The sequence below is a fragment of the Nocardia macrotermitis genome (genome assembly GCF_009604405.1).
GTDB classification, from domain to species: Bacteria; Actinomycetota; Actinomycetes; order Mycobacteriales; family Mycobacteriaceae; genus Nocardia; species Nocardia macrotermitis.
The window spans coordinates 1-756 of sequence record NZ_WEGK01000053.1 but is presented as its reverse complement, the minus strand read 5'-3'; the positions used below and the strand labels follow the sequence as shown (position 1 = coordinate 756).

The 756-nt window shown below is 64.4% G+C and carries 1 protein-coding gene; it reads right to left on the bottom strand.

From position 1 onward, the window contains the following. On the bottom strand, positions 1 to 689 hold a 689-nt coding region (locus tag NRB20_RS37380; RefSeq protein WP_153416160.1), incomplete at its 3' end, for an enoyl-CoA hydratase/isomerase family protein. Positions 690 to 756 lie beyond the last annotated feature (67 nt).

The following is a 756-nucleotide window of genomic DNA, read 5'->3' as shown; positions in this document are numbered from 1 at the left end:
GTCAGCGGCGGGCGCTTCACGAGTTCGCGGGCGAGTTCCCAAGCCCGGTCCAGCACTTGATCTTTCGGCAGCACCTCGGCGACCGCGCCCCAGTCCAGCGCCTCGCGGGCGGCGAGTTTCTTACCGGTCAGCAGCAGGTAGCGGCCGCGATTGTGGCCGACCAGGAAATTCCAGATCACGTGCTGGCCGTCGCCGGGGACCTGACCGCGCGGGAAGTGCGAAACATCCTGGAACCAGGCGTCTTCCGAGGCGAGCACGATATCGCCCATCAGCGGGACCTCGGAGTGGATATTGCACGGGCCGTTCACCGCGCTGATCATCGGCACGTCCACGTTCAGCACGTTGAACATGAGATTGCGGTTGTACCAGGCCTTCTCGTCGAGCTTCCACAGCCCGCGATCGCCCGGCATGGCCTGGTAGACCGGTGGATCGATGAGTGAGCCGTCGGGCATGAAACCCCAGTCGGCGTTGTAGTTCTCGCCGGTGCCGGTGTGGATGAGCACCTTGATCTCGCGATCGCCCGCGACATCGGCGAAGGCGTCGGCCATATCGTCGTGCGCCTTCCAGTCCCACACCAGCGAGCCGCCCTCGGTGTGGCACTGCATCAGCAGGATGCCGTCCTCGTCGAGTTCGAAACGGTAGTTCCGGTAGCGATCCTTGTATTCGCTGTAGCGCGAACGTTTGACCATGTCGATCCTTCTCTCGCTAGGTGCCCGCCAGGGCGGCGACGACGGGCGCGAACGCCTCGAATTCGCC